The 18,209-nt window shown below is 63.8% G+C and carries 11 protein-coding genes (1 of these 11 only partly in view); 1 reads left to right on the plus strand and 10 read right to left on the minus strand.

Going from position 1 to position 18,209, the window contains the following annotated elements; translation table 11 throughout:
- The 5 genes from Mame_RS02930 to Mame_RS02950 all read right to left on the minus strand — a co-directional run.
- A protein-coding gene (locus Mame_RS02930; protein WP_018065645.1) for an efflux transporter outer membrane subunit crosses the window boundary here: on the minus strand, positions 1–428 show its 5' portion. The gene continues 970 nt to the left of window position 1, outside the view; 428 of the gene's 1,398 nt are visible here — the first part of the coding sequence; the start codon lies at positions 426–428; its stop codon lies beyond the left edge, outside the window.
- Between the two features lie 96 nt (positions 429–524).
- Positions 525–3,659, minus strand: a complete 3,135-nt coding sequence (locus Mame_RS02935) for an efflux RND transporter permease subunit (RefSeq protein WP_018065646.1) — start codon at positions 3,657–3,659, stop codon at positions 525–527.
- A gap of 48 nt (positions 3,660–3,707) precedes the next feature.
- A complete protein-coding gene (locus Mame_RS02940) occupies positions 3,708–4,943 on the minus strand; it encodes an efflux RND transporter periplasmic adaptor subunit (RefSeq protein ID WP_018065647.1) in 1,236 nt (411 codons plus the stop codon).
- A 145-nt stretch (positions 4,944–5,088) separates the two neighbouring features.
- Positions 5,089–5,691 carry a TetR/AcrR family transcriptional regulator gene (locus Mame_RS02945; RefSeq protein WP_079920676.1) on the minus strand — a complete coding sequence of 201 codons (603 nt, stop codon included), beginning with the start codon at positions 5,689–5,691 and terminating at the stop codon, positions 5,089–5,091.
- Positions 5,691–6,650, minus strand: coding sequence for a phosphoribosylaminoimidazolesuccinocarboxamide synthase (locus Mame_RS02950; RefSeq protein WP_018065649.1), 960 nt, complete (start codon positions 6,648–6,650; stop codon positions 5,691–5,693). Before Mame_RS02950 ends, Mame_RS02945 begins: the two co-directional genes overlap by 1 nt.
- A 131-nt stretch (positions 6,651–6,781) precedes the next feature.
- Between Mame_RS02950 and Mame_RS02955 the strand changes: the two genes are divergently transcribed.
- Entirely contained in the window at positions 6,782–7,432 is a 651-nt protein-coding gene (locus Mame_RS02955) for a LysE family translocator (RefSeq protein WP_018065650.1), read from the plus strand.
- A gap of 319 nt (positions 7,433–7,751) precedes the next feature.
- Here the strand turns inward: Mame_RS02955 and rlmN are convergent, their stop codons facing one another.
- The 5 genes from rlmN to addB form a co-directional block, all read right to left on the minus strand.
- Entirely contained in the window at positions 7,752–8,981 is a 1,230-nt protein-coding gene (gene rlmN / locus Mame_RS02960) for a dual-specificity RNA methyltransferase RlmN (protein WP_018065652.1), read from the minus strand.
- Between the two features lie 190 nt (positions 8,982–9,171).
- Positions 9,172–10,731, minus strand: coding sequence for an OpgD/OpgG family glucan biosynthesis protein (locus tag Mame_RS02965; RefSeq protein WP_026173621.1), 1,560 nt, complete (start codon positions 10,729–10,731; stop codon positions 9,172–9,174).
- A gap of 129 nt (positions 10,732–10,860) precedes the next feature.
- Positions 10,861–11,184: a thioredoxin gene (trxA, locus tag Mame_RS02970; RefSeq protein WP_018065654.1), complete on the minus strand. Its 324-nt coding sequence runs from the start codon at positions 11,182–11,184 to the stop codon at positions 10,861–10,863.
- Positions 11,185–11,282: 98 nt separating this feature from the next.
- Positions 11,283–14,810 (minus strand): double-strand break repair helicase AddA, encoded by a 3,528-nt coding sequence (gene addA / locus Mame_RS02975; protein ID WP_018065655.1) that lies wholly within the window; start codon positions 14,808–14,810, stop codon positions 11,283–11,285.
- Positions 14,800–17,991 (minus strand): double-strand break repair protein AddB, encoded by a 3,192-nt coding sequence (gene addB / locus Mame_RS02980; RefSeq protein ID WP_033410478.1) that lies wholly within the window; start codon positions 17,989–17,991, stop codon positions 14,800–14,802. Before addB ends, addA begins: the two co-directional genes overlap by 11 nt.
- Between the last annotated feature and the right edge of the window lie 218 nt (positions 17,992–18,209).

Genomic DNA, 18,209 nt, shown 5'->3' on the forward strand with positions numbered 1-18,209 from the left:
TAAAGGCCAAACAGATCGAGCACCCAGGACACCGGAACCGATCCACCGAAGGTATTGGTGATCTTGCGCGACTGAGCCGAGGCGCCGTCGCCGCCGGAAGCCCCGACCGTATCCGAACCGTTGAGGTTGACCTGCGGATAGGCCCCCGCCGTCGCGGAAATGACATTGGTCTCGGCCTGAACAATCCTCTCGAGCGCCTGAAGCACGGAAAGGTTCTGCACCATGCCCTGCTGGACATAGCCTGTCAGCAGCGGGTCGTTGAATGCGCTCCACCAGGCGACATCGGTCACATCGCCGACCGGCTGGCTGCTGCCTTCGCTGAACTTGTCCGGCAGCGCCGCTGTCGGCGCCACATAATCCGGCCCGACAACACAGCCGGACAGGAAAACCATGAGCAGCGGAACGGATGCAATACGGCGCAACAACATCTGAAATATCCTGTCAGTTCGGCTGGACCGCAACGCGGACCAACGGCCTATTAGTAAGCGCCGGGCCGGGCCCGGCGCAATATGGTTAACCCGGTTTTAAACCACCTGTTGCTCTTCTGCCGCTTTCTGGTCCTTCTTGCCGATGCCCATGATGCGGCAGACGGCGACGAAGAACGAGGGAACGAAGAAGATGCCAAGGGTGGTTGCCGCCAGCATGCCGCCGAACACGGCCGTGCCGATGGCGTTCTGCGCAGCCGAACCGGCTCCCGTCGCCAACACCAGCGGCGTAACGCCGAGGATGAAGGCGAGCGAGGTCATGATGATTGGTCTCAGACGCATGCGGGCGGCGTGAAGGGTGGCGTCGTAAAGCGAATCGCCCTTCTCGCTCTGCTCGCGCGCGAACTCCACGATCAGAATGGCGTTCTTCGCGGCCAGGCCCATTGTGGTGAGCATACCGACCTTGAAGTAGATGTCATTCTCCATGCCACGCAAGTTCGCCGCCAGAACCGCGCCGAGAATCCCGACCGGAACCGCGAGGATCACAGCGAACGGAATGCTCCAGCTTTCATAAAGCGCGGCAAGGCAGAGGAACACGAACAGCACCGAGATCATGTAGAGATACGTCACTTCATTGCCGGAGATCACCTGCTGCAGCGACATGTCGGTCCAGGCGACGGTGAAGCCGCCGGGCGTCTGATCCACCATGTCGACGAGCTGGTTCATGGCCTGTCCGGAGGCAAAGCCCGGCTGGGTTCCGCCCTGGATATCAACGGCGGAGTTGCCGTTGTAATGCGCCAGCGAAGGCGCGCCCGTGGTCCATTCGATATCGGTGAAGGCGGAGAACGGCACCATGTCACCGCTGAGATTGCGGGCATACCAGCGATAGATGTCCTCCGGTTGCATGCGGTAGGGCGTATCGCCCTGCACGTAGACCTTCTTCACCTTGTCGTCGAGCGTGAAGTTGTTGATGTTCGAGCCGGCGTAGATGGTCGACAGCATGCCCGTTGCTTCGGCGATGCTCACGCCATATGCGCCTGCCTTCTGATCGTCGATCGCGATCTTGAGCTGGGTTTCGTCCGGCTGGGTATCGGTGCGAACCTGCGCGGCTATGCCGCCCTGATTCATCTGCCGGATGATCCGGTTGGTAACCGCAAGCGTCGCCTCCTGGCCCTGATTGCCGCTGTCGACGACATAACCGGTCCAGCCGGTGGACTGGCCGAGGCCGGGGATCGACGGCGGCTGCACCACATAGACCTGAGCATCACGCACATTCATGTAGAAATAGCCGTTGGCGCGCTGGGCCACGGCGGCCGCGGTCAGGTTCTTGTCCGTTCTGTCGTCGAACGGCTTCAGCTCGATGAAGGCCATGGCGTAGTTCTGGCCCTGACCGGCGAAGGAGAAGCCCAGAACCGTGAACACGGCTTCCACGGCGTCCTTTTCCTGGTTGCGGAAATAGGCGCCCACCTGCTCCGTGACGGCACCGGTTCGCTCCGTCGTCGCTCCGGTCGGGAGATTGACGATCACGAACAGCGAGCCCTGGTCCTCATCGGGAAGGAAGGATTCGGGAAGCTGCGTGAAATAGTGATAGACCCCGAAAAGCAGGACGGCGAAAACCGCGAAAACCGGGATCAGCCACCTGAGCATGAGCGCGACGCCGTGGATATAGCCATTGGTCACGCGTTCGAAGCCGCGATTGAAATAGCCCGAAAGTCCGCGATCCTTCTTGGTCGGATCGACGGGCTTGAGCAGGGTCGCGCACAGCGCCGGGGTGAAGATCATCGCCACCATAACCGACAGGATCATCGCCGCCACGATCGTGATCGAGAACTGACGGTAGATGATGCCGGTCGAGCCGCCGATGAACGCCATCGGAATGAACACTGCCGTCAGCACCATGACGATGCCGATCAGCGCGCCCTGGATCTCGCCCATGGACTTCTGCGTCGCCTCCTTCGGCGGCAGACCATCCTCATGCATGATTCGCTCGACGTTCTCGACGACGACGATCGCGTCATCCACCAATAGGCCGATCGCCAGCACCATGGCGAACATGGTGAGCGTGTTGATCGAGAAGCCGGCAAAGGCGAGCACGCCGAAGGCGCCGAGCAGCACGACGGGCACGACTAGCGTGGCGATGAGCGTCGCGCGCAGGTTCTGCAGGAACACCAGCAGGACCACGAACACCAGCACGATCGCCTCGAACAGGGTGTGCACCACCTGCTCGATCGACAGTTCGACGAAGGGCGTGGTGTCGTAGGGGTAGATCACATCGACGCCCTGCGGCAGCGACGGCTTGATGGAGTCCATGAAATCGGTCACCGCTTTCGAGGTGTCGATCGCATTGGCGCCATTGGCAAGCTCGATCGCGAAGCCCGCTGCGGGCAGGCCGTTATAATAGGTGTAGAACTGGTAGTATTGCTGGCCGAGCTCGACCCTGCCGACATCCGAGAGCGTGACGGTCGCGCCGTTCTCGGTCGACTTCAGGATGATGTTCTCGAACTCCGTCACGTTTTCGAGCTGGGTGGCCGAAACCGCGGTAATACTGAGCTGTTGGCCCTCGACGGAGGGATTGCCGCCGATATCGCCGACGGCAACCTGCTGGTTCTGCGCCTGGATGGCGTTGGAAACATCGGCGACCGTCAGATTGTACTGGTTGAGCTTGTAGGGATCGAGCCAGACGCGCATGGCATAGGGCGTGTAGAAGCCCTGAACGCTGCCGACGCCTTCAAGGCGCGCAATGCTGTCATTGATCGAGCTGTCGATGATGTTGCCGAGGTCGGCGGCGGAATACTGGCCGCTGCTGTCGGTCAGCGCGACAACCATCAGGAAGCTGGAGGACGAACGGCTGACGGTGATGCCGAGATTGCGCACCACGTCGGGAAGCTGGGGCTGCACGAGCTGCAGCTTGTTCTGAACCTCGACCTGCGCGATTTCCGGATCGATGCCGGGCCCGAAGATCACCGAAATCTGCGACAGGCCGGGCGATGACGTCGAGGTGAGGTAGAGCATGTCATCGAAGCCGGTCAGGCCATCTTCGATGACGTTGGTCACCGTGGTTTCGACCGTTCTCGCGCTCGCGCCCGGATAGCTGGCGGAGAGCGAAATCGTGGTCGGCGCGATCTGCGGATATTGCGAAATGGGTAGCTGGGAAATGCCAAGCCCGCCGATCAGCATGATCACAATGGCGATCACCCAGGCGAAAACGGGTCTGTTGATAAAGAAATTAGCCATTAATCATACCTCGAGCGCTTGGTTCCGGTGCCTGCACAAGCCTTGCGCTCAGCCATTTCCGCCTGTTGATCCTGCAGCGCTTGATGAACCACCGCTCGAAGAGCCGCCGGAAGAACCCGACGTGTCATCGACGACGACGCCCTTATCATTGATTTTCGCCGGCACCGGCGTGACGTCGGTCACCCCGCCCACGAGCGACTGGAAGCCGTCGACGATCAGACGGTCGCCGTCCGAGACGTTCTTCTGCACCAGCCAGGAATTGTTGGAGACCATCACCTCGTCGAAGACCCGCGTCTCGACCTTGTTATCGGAGGTCACGAACATCGCCGAAACCTTGCCGCCGGCCTCGATCTGGGCGGCGAGCTGCGGGATGAGGTAGCCCTGCTCCTCGGCAACCGTCAGCGTGGCGCGCACGAACATGCCGGGCAGCAGGACATGGTCGGGATTGTCAAAGATGGCGCGCAGGTTCACCGTGCCGGTCGACTGGTCGACCGTGCGGGCCGAGACATCGAGATTGCCGGTCACGTCATAGGTGCTGCCGTCGTCGAGCTGGACATTGACCTTGACCTTGGACAGGTCGCTTTCCGATTTGAAATCGGAATATTTGCCGGTGGCCGAAAGCACCTGCCCGGCTGATTCGTACATGTCGACATAGATCGGATCGAGCTGGTTGAGATCAACCAGCGGGGTCGACGCGGTCGGGGACGCAAGGTTGCCGACCGAAACGTTGGACACGCCGAGAACGCCACCGAACGGCGCGGTAATCTTTGTGTGATCGAGGTTGATCTGCGCCGACTTCACAGCCGCCTTGGCCGCGCTGACATCCGCGAGCGCGGTGTCGTAACGGGTCTTGGCATCGGTCACCTGAATCTCGGTGGCGCCGGTGTTCACGATCCGCTGATAGCGCTCGTAGTTTTCCTTGGCGCCCGGAACGGCCGCATTGGCCTTGTCGAGATTGGCCTGCGCGGAAGCAAGAGAAGCCTCGTAGGTATCCGCCTCGATCTCGTAGAGCAGGTCGCCGGCTTCCACCAGGGCGCCGTCCTTGAAGGCCTTGTTGGTGATGATGCCGGTCACCTGCGGGCGAATCTCGGCATATTGATAGGCAACCGCCCGCGCCGGCAGTGTCGTGGTCAGCGGCACCGTCTGCTCCGACATCGTGATAACGCCAACCTTCGGCGGCGGCGGCTGCTGACCGGCCTGTTGGTTCTTGCCATCATCACTGCAAGCGCCGAGCGCGAATGCGAGAACGGTAAAGGCAGCGATCGGAAGCTTGCGCGACAGCATGGGCACCTATCCAGAATAGAAAATGAACAATGGTCGTTTTCTTAACACAGTCTAAACGTGGCAGGAAACAACATATCTGCCACACATGTGATCGGAATGAGGTTGGCTGCCTCATAACGGTCAAAGTGACGTATATCAGAAATCATCACTTTGCAACTCGGTATTTCAGTCCGCTGTCGATCAGGTCGATGATCAGCGCCGTCTTGTCCGAAAGCGCTTCGGGATCAACGCAATGCAACATCTTCGGGTGGAGCACGCTTGCCAGCATGTCGACGATCACCCCGGCATCGCGCGCCGGATCGCCCGGGCGATATATTCCGTCCTCCATGGCTTCGGCGATCAGGGCGCAGAGCTTGTCCTCGACGAGCCGGCGATAGATTCTGCCGCCCTTGGCGGGATCCTCGAGCACCAGCGGGATCATTTCGAAAAGATACTGATTCTCCAGCTTGTCGCAGACGTGTTCGCGCGCGAGCCGTGAGAGGAAAAGCTTCAGCTTCTGGTCGGGCGTTCCCGATGAATCCTCGATGCTGCAGCGCTCGGCAAGCCTGCGGCCGTGGCGATAGGCAATCGCCCGGCCAAGCGTCAGCTTGCTCTTGAAGTGCTTGAATACATTGGCCGGCGACATATCGAGTTCGGCGGCGATATCGGCGATCGACACGGCGGCAAAACCGCGCGCGCGGAACAAACGCTCGGCGGTCGCAAGGATCGCTTCCCGTGTTTCCGCGCCGCTTCGCCGTGGCCTTCGCATCAGCCCCAGTCCCCGTCGGGATAATAGGCCTGCAGATTGGCGCGGATCCGCGCCTTCACGCTGTCGCCGCTTTCATCGGCGACAAACGGCTTGCCGGTGATCATCTCGAATGCCCGACCATAGACGTCCGAGGCCGCCAGCACGACATCTTCGGGAATCTCCGGAATCGGGTCCTTGTAGGGGTCGCAGCGCGCCACCACCCAGGAGCGGATGAAGTCCTTGTCGAAACTTTCCGGCCGTTCGCCCGCCGAAAACCGCCGCCCATAGCTTTCCGCCATCCAGTAGCGGCTCGAATCAGGCGTATGGATTTCATCGGCAAGCAGGATATTGCCGTCGGCGTCCTTGCCGAATTCGTATTTGGTGTCGGCGAGGATCAGCCCCCGCTTCGCGGCGATTTCCTGCCCGCGCGCAAAAAGCTTCAGCGCCGTAGCGGAGACTTCATCCCACTCGGCCTGTGTCAAAAGCCCCTTCACTACGATCTCTTCCGGCGTCAGTGGCTCATCATGGCCGCCATCGAACGCCTTGCTGGTGGGCGTGATGATCGGCGCGGGCAGCGCTTCATTGTCGCGCATGCCATCGGGAAAGGTGATGCCGTAGATCTTGCGCTCACCGCGCTTGTAGCGGGTCAGGATCGAGGTATCGGTGGTGCCGGCGAGATAGCCGCGTACGATGATTTCGACCGGCAGGATATCAAGCCGCTTGCCCACCACCACGTTCGGATCGGGATAGGCGACGACGTGATTGGCGGCGATATCGGCGGTTTCCTCGAACCAGAACCGGGCGATCTGGGTCAGGATCGCGCCCTTGTGCGGTATCGAAGCCAGCACCCGGTCGAACGCGCTGGTGCGGTCGGTGGTGATGATGATCCGCCGGCCATCCGGCAGATCGTAGTTTTCCCTGACTTTGCCGCGATAGTAATTCGGCAATTCCGGAAAAAAGGCTTCATCGAGAACGCGCAAGAACAATCCCTTCCCTGTTTTCGGCCCTGCCGCAAAGTGTGGAATCTTGCAAAGCCTCACCGCCCTCATTACAGATTGTTAACCTCGTCGGCAATCACAATGAGGGTCCGCCACCCTCATGCAGGTGTCCCATGGATTTCATCCCGTCGCTTCCCGTTCTCCTCGCCTTTTCCGCCGCAACGCTGCTTCTGGCGCTCACCCCCGGTCCCGACATGACACTGTCGATCAGCAAGGCGTTGAAGGAGGGGCGGGCCGCCGGGCTGATGGTGCTTGTCGGCACCAATCTCGGCATCTGCGTCCACACGATCCTGGTCGCCTTCGGCGTCTCCGCCCTGATCATCGCTTCTCCCACCGCCTTCTTCATCCTGAAGAGCGGGGGTGCGGCCTATCTGCTCTGGATCGCGGTGATGGCGATCCGCAAGGGCAATAATTTCGTGCTGGAGGCGGAGGCAAGGCCGGAGCGCAAGCGCGGCTCGCTGAAGGCGGCGATGGCGAACGGCTTCTGGGTCAACCTGCTGAACCCCAAGGTCATCATCTTCTTCATGACCTTCCTGCCGCAATTCGTGACGCCGAGCGATCCGAACGTCACCGGCAAGCTGCTCTTCCTCGGCTTCACCTTCATCGCCGTCGCACTTCTGCCAACAATCGCGATCGTCCTCGCCGCCCACCGGCTTTCCGGCTGGCTGATGGCGCACAAACGCGTGCTGCGCGCCATCGACTGCCTGTTCGCCGGCGTGTTCTCGCTGTTCGCGGTGAAAATATTGCTGACGCAGGCGCGGTGAAATAAGATCGACGGCCATGAAGGCACATGAATTTGACAGGCGGTTTGAGGCAGGCGAGGATCTGAGCGACACTATAGACTGGTCGCAGGCTCGCAGGCCGAAAGCGCGGCCCGAGCACGACGGCACCTCGCCGCCCAGCCCCCAAAACTTCTCGCTCCGGAGGGGAGAGATGTCGCGAAAGCGACAGTGAGGGGAGAGTCTGTCCCCGCGAACGCCGTCACGATTTGAAACGCTGATCCACCCTCACTGCCCCTTTCGGGGCATCTCTCCCGCCAGCGGGAGAGAATATTGGGAGCAAGCGGCAAAGCAGAACCCTGCCTCAATCCCCGTGGTTGGCGATCATCATCGCCTCATAGGCAAGCCGTTCGGTCTTGCGCATGCGCTCCGATTCCGACTTGAGTTGGCCGCAGGCGGCGAGGATGTCGCGGCCGCGCGGGGTGCGGATCGGGGAGGCGTAACCGGCCTGGTTGATGAAATCGGCGAAGCGCTCGATCGTTTCCCAGTCGGAACACTGGTAGTTCGAGCCCGGCCACGGGTTGAACGGGATCAGGTTGATCTTGGCCGGCACGCCCTTCAGGAGCTTCACCAGGTCGCGGGCATCGGCAAGGCTGTCATTGACGTCCTTCAGCATCACATATTCGAAGGTGATGCGCTTGGCGTTGGACAGGCCCGGATACTCGCGACAGGCCTTGATCAGCTCTTCCAGCGGATACTTCTTGTTGATCGGCACCAGCAGGTCGCGCAGATCGTCGCGCACCGCATGCAGCGAGATCGCCAGCATGCAGCCGATCTCGTCGCCGGTGCGGTAGATTTCCGGCACCACGCCGGAGGTCGAGAGCGTGATGCGGCGCTTCGACAGCGACAGGCCGTCTTCGGCAGACGCGATCAGCAGCGCCTTCTTCACCGCCTCGAAATTATAGAGCGGCTCGCCCATGCCCATCATCACGATATTGGTGACCTTGCGGTCGGATTCCGGGATGAAGGCGCCGTTCGGCGCATCGCGGTTCGGAAAATCGCCGAGCGCGTCGCGGGCGACCAGCAACTGGCCGAGAATTTCCTCGGGTCGCAAATTGCGCACCAACCGCTGCGTGCCGGTGTGACAGAAGGAGCAGGTGAGCGTGCAGCCGACCTGGCTGGAGATGCACAGCGTGCCGCGATCTTCCTCCGGAATATAAACGGTCTCGATCTCGACCGGCTTGCCGGCGCCGTGCGAGGGGAAGCGGATCAGCCATTTGCGGGTGCCGTCGGTCGAAATCTGCTCGGTGACGATTTCCGGGCGGGCGATATCGAAGGCCTCGGCCATCTTCGCCCGCAAATCCTTGGCGACATTGGTCATCTCGGCAAAATCCGAGACGCCGCGTACATAGAGCCAGTTCCAGATCTGGCTGACGCGCATCTTGATCTGCTTGTCGGCAACCCCGATCGAGGCCAGCGCCTCGCCAAGCTCCGGCTTGGAAAGGCCGATCAGCGTGGTCTTGCTCTGCACTGAAGAGGCGGCCGGACGGGACCGGGCGCGCTGGGCTTCAAGATCGATTTCGGCTACGGACATGGCCTCTCCGGCAACGCGGCCGTTCGCCGCCGGCCATTCAGGCGGCAGGGCGAACCCGCTGATACGCTATGAAAAATCGTCGGGCGCAATCCTATCGCCGCCCGTTTGCGCGAGCCTATAGCACTAAATTGCCGCTCAGTCATCCCTTGCGGGGCATCGGCCTTTTAGCCGTGCCCCGTCACGGAGGTTCTTATTCGAACTGGCCCGTGTGAAACTGGCCGAGCCAGGTTTCCGTCAGCGGCGCACCATCCTTCGAAAGATAGGCGCGGACATCGACGGTATCGGCGCCCTCATCGAACTTCAGGTCATAGGTCAGCCGCCAGTCGTCGGTGCCGACGATCGGCATGGCGAAGGCATCAAGCAGCTCCGCGCCGGCGCCCACCGAGACCTGCGGCTCGACGCCATCTTCCATCGTCAGGCCAGAGACGGCATCGCCAGAGAACTCGACCACGACCTTGATCTGGTCGTCCGGCCGCGGCTGACCGGGCACGCCGCCGCGCCCGATCCGGCTCGCCTCGGTCTCGGCCAGCGCATCGTTTTCAGGCCCGCGCTTGGCCCAGGTCAGCGTATAGGCGAAATCGCGTTCGTCGCCCGCCTCGGGCAGGTCCTCGGGCAGCCAGTAGGCCACGATATTGTCGTAGATTTCGTCATCGGACGGCAGTTCCACGAGCTGCACCATGCCCTTGCCCCAGTCGCCCTCCGGCGTGATCCAGGCGGAAGCGCGGCGATTGTAGAACACGCCGTCATCGAGATAGTGGTCGAAATCGCGGTCGCGCTGGATCAGGCCGAAGCCCTGCGGATTGTCGTCATAGAAGCTCGAGGTCACCACCCGGTTTGGATTGTTGAGCGGCCGCCAGATCTGCTCGCCGCTGCCTGTGACGATTTCCAGACCATCGCTGTCATGGACTTCCGGACGCCAGTCGAAGGCCATGTTGCGATGGGTCTCGGAATACCAGTACATCGAGGTCAGCGGCGCGATGCCGAGACGCTCCACCGCATCGCGGAAGAACAGCCGGCTCTGGATATGGAGCACCTGGCCCTCGCCATCGGTGTTTTCCGCCTCGATCCGGTAGGCGCCGGCGACGCTCTTGCTGTCCAGCAGCGCGTAGATGACGATGCCCTCATCGGCATCCTCGTCTTCCTCCAGATAGAAGGCGGTGAAGCGCGGAAATTCCTCCGCCGTCGAAAGCCCGGTATCGACCGCCAGCGCGCGCGCCGAAAGGCCGTACTGCTTGTCGGGACCGTCGGTGCGGAAATAGGAGGCCCCGAGAAACGAAATCCAGTCGGTCTTCATATCCGGCCGCATCACCCGGAACCCGGCCCAGCCCGCGACATCCTCGACGGCCTTGGCGGGGCTGTCCTCCGGCATGTCGAAATAGTCGGCGCTGTACACAACTTCGCGGGCTTCGCCATCCGTCACCAGATTGATCGTGACCGGTTCCTTGAAATAGCGACCCTGATGGAAGAACTGCACCGGCGCGTCGCCGACCTCCACGGTGTGATCGGCGCGGAACCTGATCTTCCAGTGGGCGTCGTAGTCGATCTTGTCGAACAGTTCCGGCGTTTCAACCGGATAAGGCTCGAACGGCTTTTCGGAAAGGGCCTTTGCATCCTCGGAAAGCGTTTCAAACGAGAACGGCTTTGCCGGGCCGAGTTCCGGTTCGAAGGCGGAAGCCGTTGCCGGCAGCAGAAACAGGGGAACAACGAACAGGCTGAGAAGAGAGGGCGAAACAGAACGCATCGTCGTCATCAAGAGGTAAACTCCGTTTTGGCCATAATAGTGCTGAAGGCCAAAACGCGGCAAAATCCGCCAGGTTCCGCCTCGATCAAAAAAAGCCCGCGCAATGGCGGGCTTCATGGCTGCAAAATGTGGCTGTTTTCAGCCTACGACGCCGGAAATCCAGCTCGAAAGCGCGGTTTTCGGCGCGGCGCCGACCTTCACGTCGGCAAGTTCGCCGCCCTTGAACATGGCCAGCATCGGGATCGAACGGACCCCGTATTGGACCGCCAGATCCGGATTGTCATCGACATTGACCTTGGCGATCTTGACCTTGCCGTTCATTTCCTCGGCGATTTCCTCCAGGCTCGGGCCGATCATCCGGCACGGGCCGCACCATTCGGCCCAGAAATCGACCACGACGGGTTCTGAAGATTCAAGCACTTCCTGCTTGAAATTGGCTGTAGTGACCTTGACTGTCGTCATTTGATAGCTCCTTGCGTTGCCGGAAACACACCCGGCCCCTTTCGCAAAATCTTGAGATGCATGTGAGCATGGTTTCATAAAAAATCAATGCCGCCCCGTCACTTTGTCGCAAGTCGCGCAAGGGCTTCGGCGAGTTCGGCCTCGCTCAGCACCCGCACCGCCGCCGTCTCTGTATAGATCAGCAGGCAATCGATCGCGCTTTGCGGATAGAGCGGCTTCAGGATTTCGCGATAGACCGCCATCTGCGCCACATGGCTGAAGGGCGGCGTCTCGCTGTCACCCGGCGGATTGCGGTTGGTCTTGAAATCGGCGAGCAGCACCCGGTTATCCGTCACCGCCAGCCGGTCGAGCCGGCCGGAAACGGTATAGGCCCCGCCGGCGAGCCGCACGGTGCCGGCAATCGAGACCTCGGGGCGGGCGGACGGCGCAAACAGCGGCTGCAGCCGGGGATCGCCGATCACCGCCATCACGCTTTCCGCAATCGCGGCGCGTTCTTCCTCCGGCAACGAGAAGGCCGCGCGGTCGAGATAGCGTCGGCAGGCGGCGGCCCGGTCATCGGTTTCAAATCCCGGCAATATCTGCAACAGCCGATGCATCAGCCGGCCGCGCTCCAGCGCCAGATTGATCTCCGGCTTTTCGAACAGGGGCGAGGCCGTCATCGGCGCGGGGTCCTCGACCTCGATGCCGGCGCGCGACGGGCTGAGCGGCGGCTGCGGGCGGGCGGCATCGCGAAACGGCGTCAGCAGCGCCTCCGGCAGCGGCGGCTTTTCGGCGGCGGCCTTTCCGGCCTCGGCCTCGTCAAACCGGCGCGGCGGGATTTTCTCCTCGAAGACCAGTGCCGGCCATTCCTCGCCGCCCGGCCCGGCCATCACCGTCTCGTTGACGCGGTGATCGCCTTGCAGCGCCGACCAGACCATGCGATGCCAGGTATCCGGCACCTCGGTGCGGCCGCGATAGCCCGCCACGATCAGCCGGTCGGCGGCGCGGGTCATGCCCACGTAAAGCAGCCGGCGATATTCCTCCTTCGCCTCGGCCTCGCGCCGGGCGAGATCGGCGGCGACCATACTGTCGGCATCGCGCGCGGCTCCATGCCAGACCGGCACATCGCCCGCCATCACCCGGAAGCCCGAAAGGTTGCGCGGCTCGAACGGCTTGCCGCCGCCATCGACCAGAAACACCACCGGCGCTTCCAGCCCCTTGGCGGCATGGGTGGTCATGATCCGCACTTCATTGCGGCCCTGGTCCTGCTCGCGCTTGATCTCCAGCCCGCCGGTCTCCAGCACGTCGAGAAAGCTCTGCAAGCCCGGCAGGCCGGTATCCTCGTGGCCCTTGGCGGCATTGAGAAATTCATCGAGAATATCGCCCGCCTCGCTGCCAAGCCGCGCCAGAAACGCCCGCCTCCCGCCCTCGCGCGCCAGAATTCCGGCGTAGAAATCGAACGCGGTGCGCCGGCGCGCGGCGTTGATGACCCGCTCCAGCCTCTCGACCGCGACGGCAAGCGTCTCATCGCCGGCACCGGCAAGCCGGCGCAGCGCCGACCAGACATGCTCGCCCGCTTTGCGCATCGCGGCCACAGCAAAGAGATCGTCTTCCGAGAGCGACAGCAGCGGGCTCTTGAAGATCGCGGCCAGCGAAAGATCGTCCTCCGGCAGCACGGCAAAACGGCCAAGCGCGATCAGGTCCTTGACCGCGATATGATCGGCAAGCCGCAACCGGTCGGCGCCGGCGACGGGAATGTCGTAGGGCGATTTCAGCGCGCGGGTCAGCGCATTGACGAAGGCATCGCGCTTTCTCACCAGAACCAGAATGTCACCAGCCCTCACCGTGCGGCTGACGCCGTGATCGACGAGCGTCTCGGTTCCGACCATGGCGGCGATGCGGTGGGCGATCCGCCGGGCAAGGATCGCCGCCGGCGCCTCGTCAGGCGTGGCGTCGAACGGCGCGGTCCAGTCATCGGTCTCGATCACTTCGGCCGGCGCGATCACATCCCACGCCTCGACCCGACCCGGATGGCCGATGCGGTTGGAGATATGAACCGTGGCCTCGTCTTCCGCCGAAAGCCCCTTGCGGTTTTCCGGCACCGAGAACACGAGGTCGACCGCCGAAAGCACCGAGGCGGTCGAGCGGAATGACAGCGGCAGGCCGATCCGCGCGAAACCGGCATCGATCGCCAACACCCGCCGCTCGGCGAGGCGGCCCTCGGCGGAAAAGCGCTCGGGCCGCGCGCCCTGGAATGAATAGATCGACTGCTTCTCGTCGCCGACGGCGAACATGGTGCGCTGTCCCGGCCGCGCACCCTCGCCTGAGAAAAAGTCCTCGCTCAGCGCCCTGACCACATCCCATTGCAGCGGGGCGGTATCCTGCGCCTCGTCCACCAGAATATGATCGATGCCCTGGTCGAGCTTGTAGTGGATCCACTGGCCGGAATCGGGTCGCGTGAGAAGGCTCGCGGCATGGGCGATCAGATCCTCGAAATCGAGCTTGCCGCGCCGGCGCTTCAACTCCTCATAGCGCCGGTCGAGCCGATCCGCGAGCGTCAGCGCGGCCAGCGTCTTTTCGAAGATCCGATAGCGGGCGAGCGTATCGCGCACGGCAAAGACGTGATCGGCCGCGGCCATCACCGCCTCGGCAATCTCGGGCGCTTTGTCACGCAGGCTCTTGAACACCAGCGTGCGCTCCGCCTTCGGCGCGCCGGCCTTGGTCAGAAACGCCTCTTCGAGATGGGTGAAGCGAATTGCCGCGTCATCCTCGGCCAATGCGGCAGCCAGGGTCTCGGCGAATTGCCCGGCGCGGCTGCCGCCATCGGCGCGCGCGATCGCGATCAGCGACGAGAAACTGTCCTCGCTGAGGCCCGGCAACGGCCATGCCTCTCCGGCAAGCGTCTCCGCCGAGGCATCGGCGTCAAACCCGTAGGCCGCGCGCAATGCGTCTTCGAGACCATCGCGCGCACCTTCCAGAAACGGCCGGATCGCATGACGGTTGCGCACGATTTCGCCGAGCAGCTTTTCAAGCCCGCTGTCATCGGCGATATCGAGCACGGTCTGGAACGCCTTCGACAGCGCCGGGTCTTCGCGGCTCGCCGTTGCCGTCAACAGCCCGAGACGGGCGTCCGCCAGAAGCGTGGCGGCGGCGGTGTCGTCCAGCACCGAGAAGTGGCCGGCGACATTGGCCTCCAGCGGAAACCGGTGCAGCAGGCTTTCGCAAAAGGCGTGGATGGTCTGGATCTTCAGCCCGCCCGGCGTTTCCAGCGCATGGGCGAACAGCCGCCGCGCCATCGCGATCTTCAGCGCGTCCGGCCGCGCGCCCTCGATCTCGGCGATCTCGTCGGCAAGGGCCGCTTCCGGCAGCACCGCCCATTCGGCGAGCCGGCGGAACACCCGGTTCGACATCTCGGACGCCGCCGCCTTGGTATAGGTGAGGCACAGCATCGCCGAGGGCCGCGCGCCGGCCAGCAGCAGCCGGACGACGCGCTGGGTCAGCACATGGGTCTTGCCCGAGCCGGCATTGGCCGATACCCAGACGGAGCGGGCGGGATCGGAGGCGAGCCGCTGCCGTCCCGTGGTCCAGGACAGCCAGGCATCGGCATCGGCGTCGTGTCCGGGCGCGGTTTCGGTCTCAATCGTCATCGCCGCCCTCCCCGTCATCGGCCGTCGACCATTCGGCAACCCGGGCCAGATGATCGTATTCGCCGGAAAAATCGCGCGCGCTCGCCGGCACCAGCCGCGAGGCGAATGGCCGCTCGCCGGATTTCAGCGCGATGACGAAGCGGGTGAATTCCCGGAGCGCATCGGCTGCCAGTTCCTCGGCGGTAATGGCGGCTTCCTTGGCTGTCTCCGCCTTTTCCAGCGCCTCGCCGATGAAGCGATGGCCGGGGCGCAGCCGCACATATTTGAGGCTTGTCGCTTCCACCGGCGCAACCTCCTTGAAACCGCCCACCGCAAGGGCCGCCGCCTCCAGCGGCAATTGCGGGTCGAGCAGGGTGCGGGCCTGTTTCAGCGATGGCGAGGAGCCGGTCTTGTAGTCGATGATCTCGGCACCGCCGCCGGCGAGCATGTCGATCCGGTCGGCAATGCCGGTGAGCCGGACGCCCGCCAGCGGAATGTCGAAGCCGGCCGGAACCTCGGTCAGCGATTGCTCGATCGGGACCAGCGCCCGCCGACGGGTCTCGAAGGCCAGGAATTCGTCGGCGACCGAGCGCAGGCGCGGCACCCAGCTGACCGCGAGATGCGGCGCGAGTTCGGCTTCGAACAGCAGTTCCGCGATGATCTCGTCCATCGCCGCCCGGCCCTCCTCGCTGTCCGGTCTCGCGCCCGATTTGATGAAACGCTCGGCCAGCGCGTGGTAGAGAATGCCGCGCTCCTTGACGCCGGGATCGGCGTTTAACGGCAGAAGTGGGTCGAGTTTCAGCACCTTCTGGGCATAGACCGCATAGGGGTCGCGCCGCAGCCGGCCGATCTCGGAGAAGGAATAGCGCTCCGGCTGGCGTTCGGCCGGCGGATAGGGCGCGGGACGGCCGGGAATCGGTTGGCGCGGGGCCGCATCCAGTTGTTCGGCCCAGTCGCGATAGACCGCGCCACGACGGCCAAGGTCGGCGGCAAGGCCGGGGCCGCCAAAGGCCAGCAGGCGTTGCAGCCAGCGGCTGGCGACCGTTGGCGCGGTGCCCTGCCTGAGCGCGCGCGAAATGACGAGCCTCGGCGCGCCGGCAGTCATCCACAGGTCATGGGCAAGCTGACCGACGCGCTTTTCCGGCGGCTCCAACCCAATCTCGGCCTTCATCCCGCGCGACAGGAACGGATTGTTCTTCGGCTGGGTCGGCCACACGCCCTCATTCATGCCGCCGAGCACGATCGTGTCCATGTCCTGCAGCCGCGCCTCGACCGCGCCGAAGATGAACACGCGCGGATTGCCCATCTGGCGCGGCTTGACCGCCTCGGAGGCCGAAAGCGCCGCGACGATCTCGATCCATTGCGGCCCGTCGGCCTCGATCGGAGTCGAGGAGCCCATGATTTCCGAAAGCATGGCCGCCAGCCGCTCCCCGGCCTCCCCGCTCCACAGCGCCGCCAGATCATCGGTCGCATCGCGCGCCGTCGCCTCCAGCGCCCGTCCGGTGCGCGCTGCCCAGTCGGCAAGCATGAGGTTTTCGGTGATCGGCGCCCTGTCCGGCCCGCGCGCCACATGGGTTTCAATCAGCGACTGAAGGGCGAAATCGATGCGCCGTGCGAGATCGCGGGCATCATCGGCGGCGGTTTTCGGTAGTGCCGAGCGCCAGCGCGGCGGGTGCCGGTCGTCGGTCTGTTTCTCCAGCGCATCGTCCAGAAATGCCTCCAGATGACCGAGCGGGACCAGCCGCGTGCCGCCTCTCAGCGCTAAAAGCTCGAAAGCGGCGGCTGCCCCGCGCATGGCGCGGGCCGACAGGCCGAAACGGGCGAGCGGGTGTTTAAGGAGGGCGGCAAGGGTGGCCGGATCGCCGGGCTTCAAGGCCGCCTCCAGCATCAGCGTCAGCAGCGTGCCCTGCCCGGTGGCAGCCAATGGCGTGCCGGCCGAATCATCCGCCTCGATCTGAAACCGCCCAAGTTCGGCCGCCACCCGCCGGGCAAGATCCCGGTCGGGCGTGATCAGCGCCGCGCGCGACGGTCTGCCGTCTTCCGTTTCCTGCTCCAGCGCCAGCCGGAGCGCGATGGCGACGGCCACCGCCTCCTGCCGCTCATTGGCCGCCTCGACCAACGCAACCTCGGCAAAGCCGCGCGCGAGATCATCCGGCGCGATCGTCTCGCGCCATGCCTCCCAGCGATCGGTTGCCTCGGCCGGCGCGAAGGCGGCGGCGAGCACGCTGTGGCGGGCCGCGCTGTCGGGCTCCGGCGTCTCGAGAGCCTCGAATTCGGCCCTGGTCAGGCCGAGCCGTTCGATCAGCCGCGCCATTTCATATTGCGGATGGCTGCGGATCGAGGGATCGGGCATGGCCGGGTTGAGATCGGGCGCTGTCAGCGCCTGAAAATCCGCCTCCGGCATGGCGGTATCGAGGCCGGGCAGCACGATCACGCCGTTTTCCATCTCCGCCGCCGCCGCGATCAGCCCCGCCACCGCGGGAACCGAACCGGCGGAGCCGGCGATGATGACGGGCGAGGAAAGAGTCCGCAGCCGCTCCGCCTCGCCGGCAAGGAGGCCATTGCGATGGGCGACAGCCGAGGAACGGCCGAGTTCATCGAGCCGGCCCGGCCAGTAGATCGCCGCGATGCCGAGAAATTCGGCGGTCAGCTGCCACCAGACCGCGTAATTGTCCTGTTCCAGCGCCGACAGCCGGTCCCAGTCGACGCCTTCGGTCTCCATCGCGTCGATCAGTTCGGCAAGGTCGCGGGCAAGCCACACCGCATCCGCCGGACTGGCCGGCGCCACCAGCGGCGAACCGCCGTGCAGGCCGGCAAGCTCGTCGGAAAGCCGGTTGCGCCAGGGCAGGATCAGCCCGGCAAGCTCCAGCAGCCGCGGCACCGGCTCGATCGGCGGCAGGGCTTCCGCGGCCTCCGGCAGGCTTTCGCCCAAAAACCCCTCATCCTCGTCGACTTCGCCAAGCGCGCGGATTTCCGGCAGGATCGCCGCCTCGCCGCCGAGCTTTTCGGCAAACGACGCGCGCAGTTCGCGGACCGCGCGGCGGGTGGGTAGGAATATTTTCACATCGGCGAGCGCCAGCGGATTTTCGGGGTCGTGTCGGAATTGATCCGTCAGGCTGCCATCGAGCAGGCGGGCGGCAAGGCTGTCGAGAAACGCAACGCCCGGCGGTATCGTCCACAATCTCGCCCGCCCTTGCGCCACGTCTTCGCTCCCTGCTTCGCTTTGCAGGTTTTACGAAGCCTGGCGGAAGGACGCAAGCGCCGCCTCCCCTCACCCGGCGCATACGCGCCACCCTCTCCCCTTCGGGGCGAGGGGGAACCGTGCAGCCATCCTGGGAACAAGCGGCCAGGCAAAACATCGCCGGCTTCCCCTTCTCCCCTTGGGGAGAAGGTGGCCGAAGGCCGGATGAGGGAACAGCG

The sequence above is a fragment of the Martelella mediterranea DSM 17316 genome (assembly GCF_002043005.1).
GTDB classification, from domain to species: Bacteria; Pseudomonadota; Alphaproteobacteria; order Rhizobiales; family Rhizobiaceae; genus Martelella; species Martelella mediterranea.

Coding starts and splice junctions, on each gene's coding strand:
- Mame_RS02965 (WP_026173621.1), bottom strand. CDS start 10,731: ATGACGACGATGCGTTCTGTTTCGCCCTCTCTTCTCAGCCTGTTCGTT.
- Mame_RS02955 (WP_018065650.1), top strand. CDS start 6,782: ATGGATTTCATCCCGTCGCTTCCCGTTCTCCTCGCCTTTTCCGCCGCA.
- Mame_RS02935 (WP_018065646.1), bottom strand. CDS start 3,659: ATGGCTAATTTCTTTATCAACAGACCCGTTTTCGCCTGGGTGATCGCC.
- addA (WP_018065655.1), bottom strand. CDS start 14,810: ATGACGATTGAGACCGAAACCGCGCCCGGACACGACGCCGATGCCGAT.
- Mame_RS02940 (WP_018065647.1), bottom strand. CDS start 4,943: ATGCTGTCGCGCAAGCTTCCGATCGCTGCCTTTACCGTTCTCGCATTC.
- rlmN (WP_018065652.1), bottom strand. CDS start 8,981: ATGTCCGTAGCCGAAATCGATCTTGAAGCCCAGCGCGCCCGGTCCCGT.
- Mame_RS02945 (WP_079920676.1), bottom strand. CDS start 5,691: ATGCGAAGGCCACGGCGAAGCGGCGCGGAAACACGGGAAGCGATCCTT.
- trxA (WP_018065654.1), bottom strand. CDS start 11,184: ATGACGACAGTCAAGGTCACTACAGCCAATTTCAAGCAGGAAGTGCTT.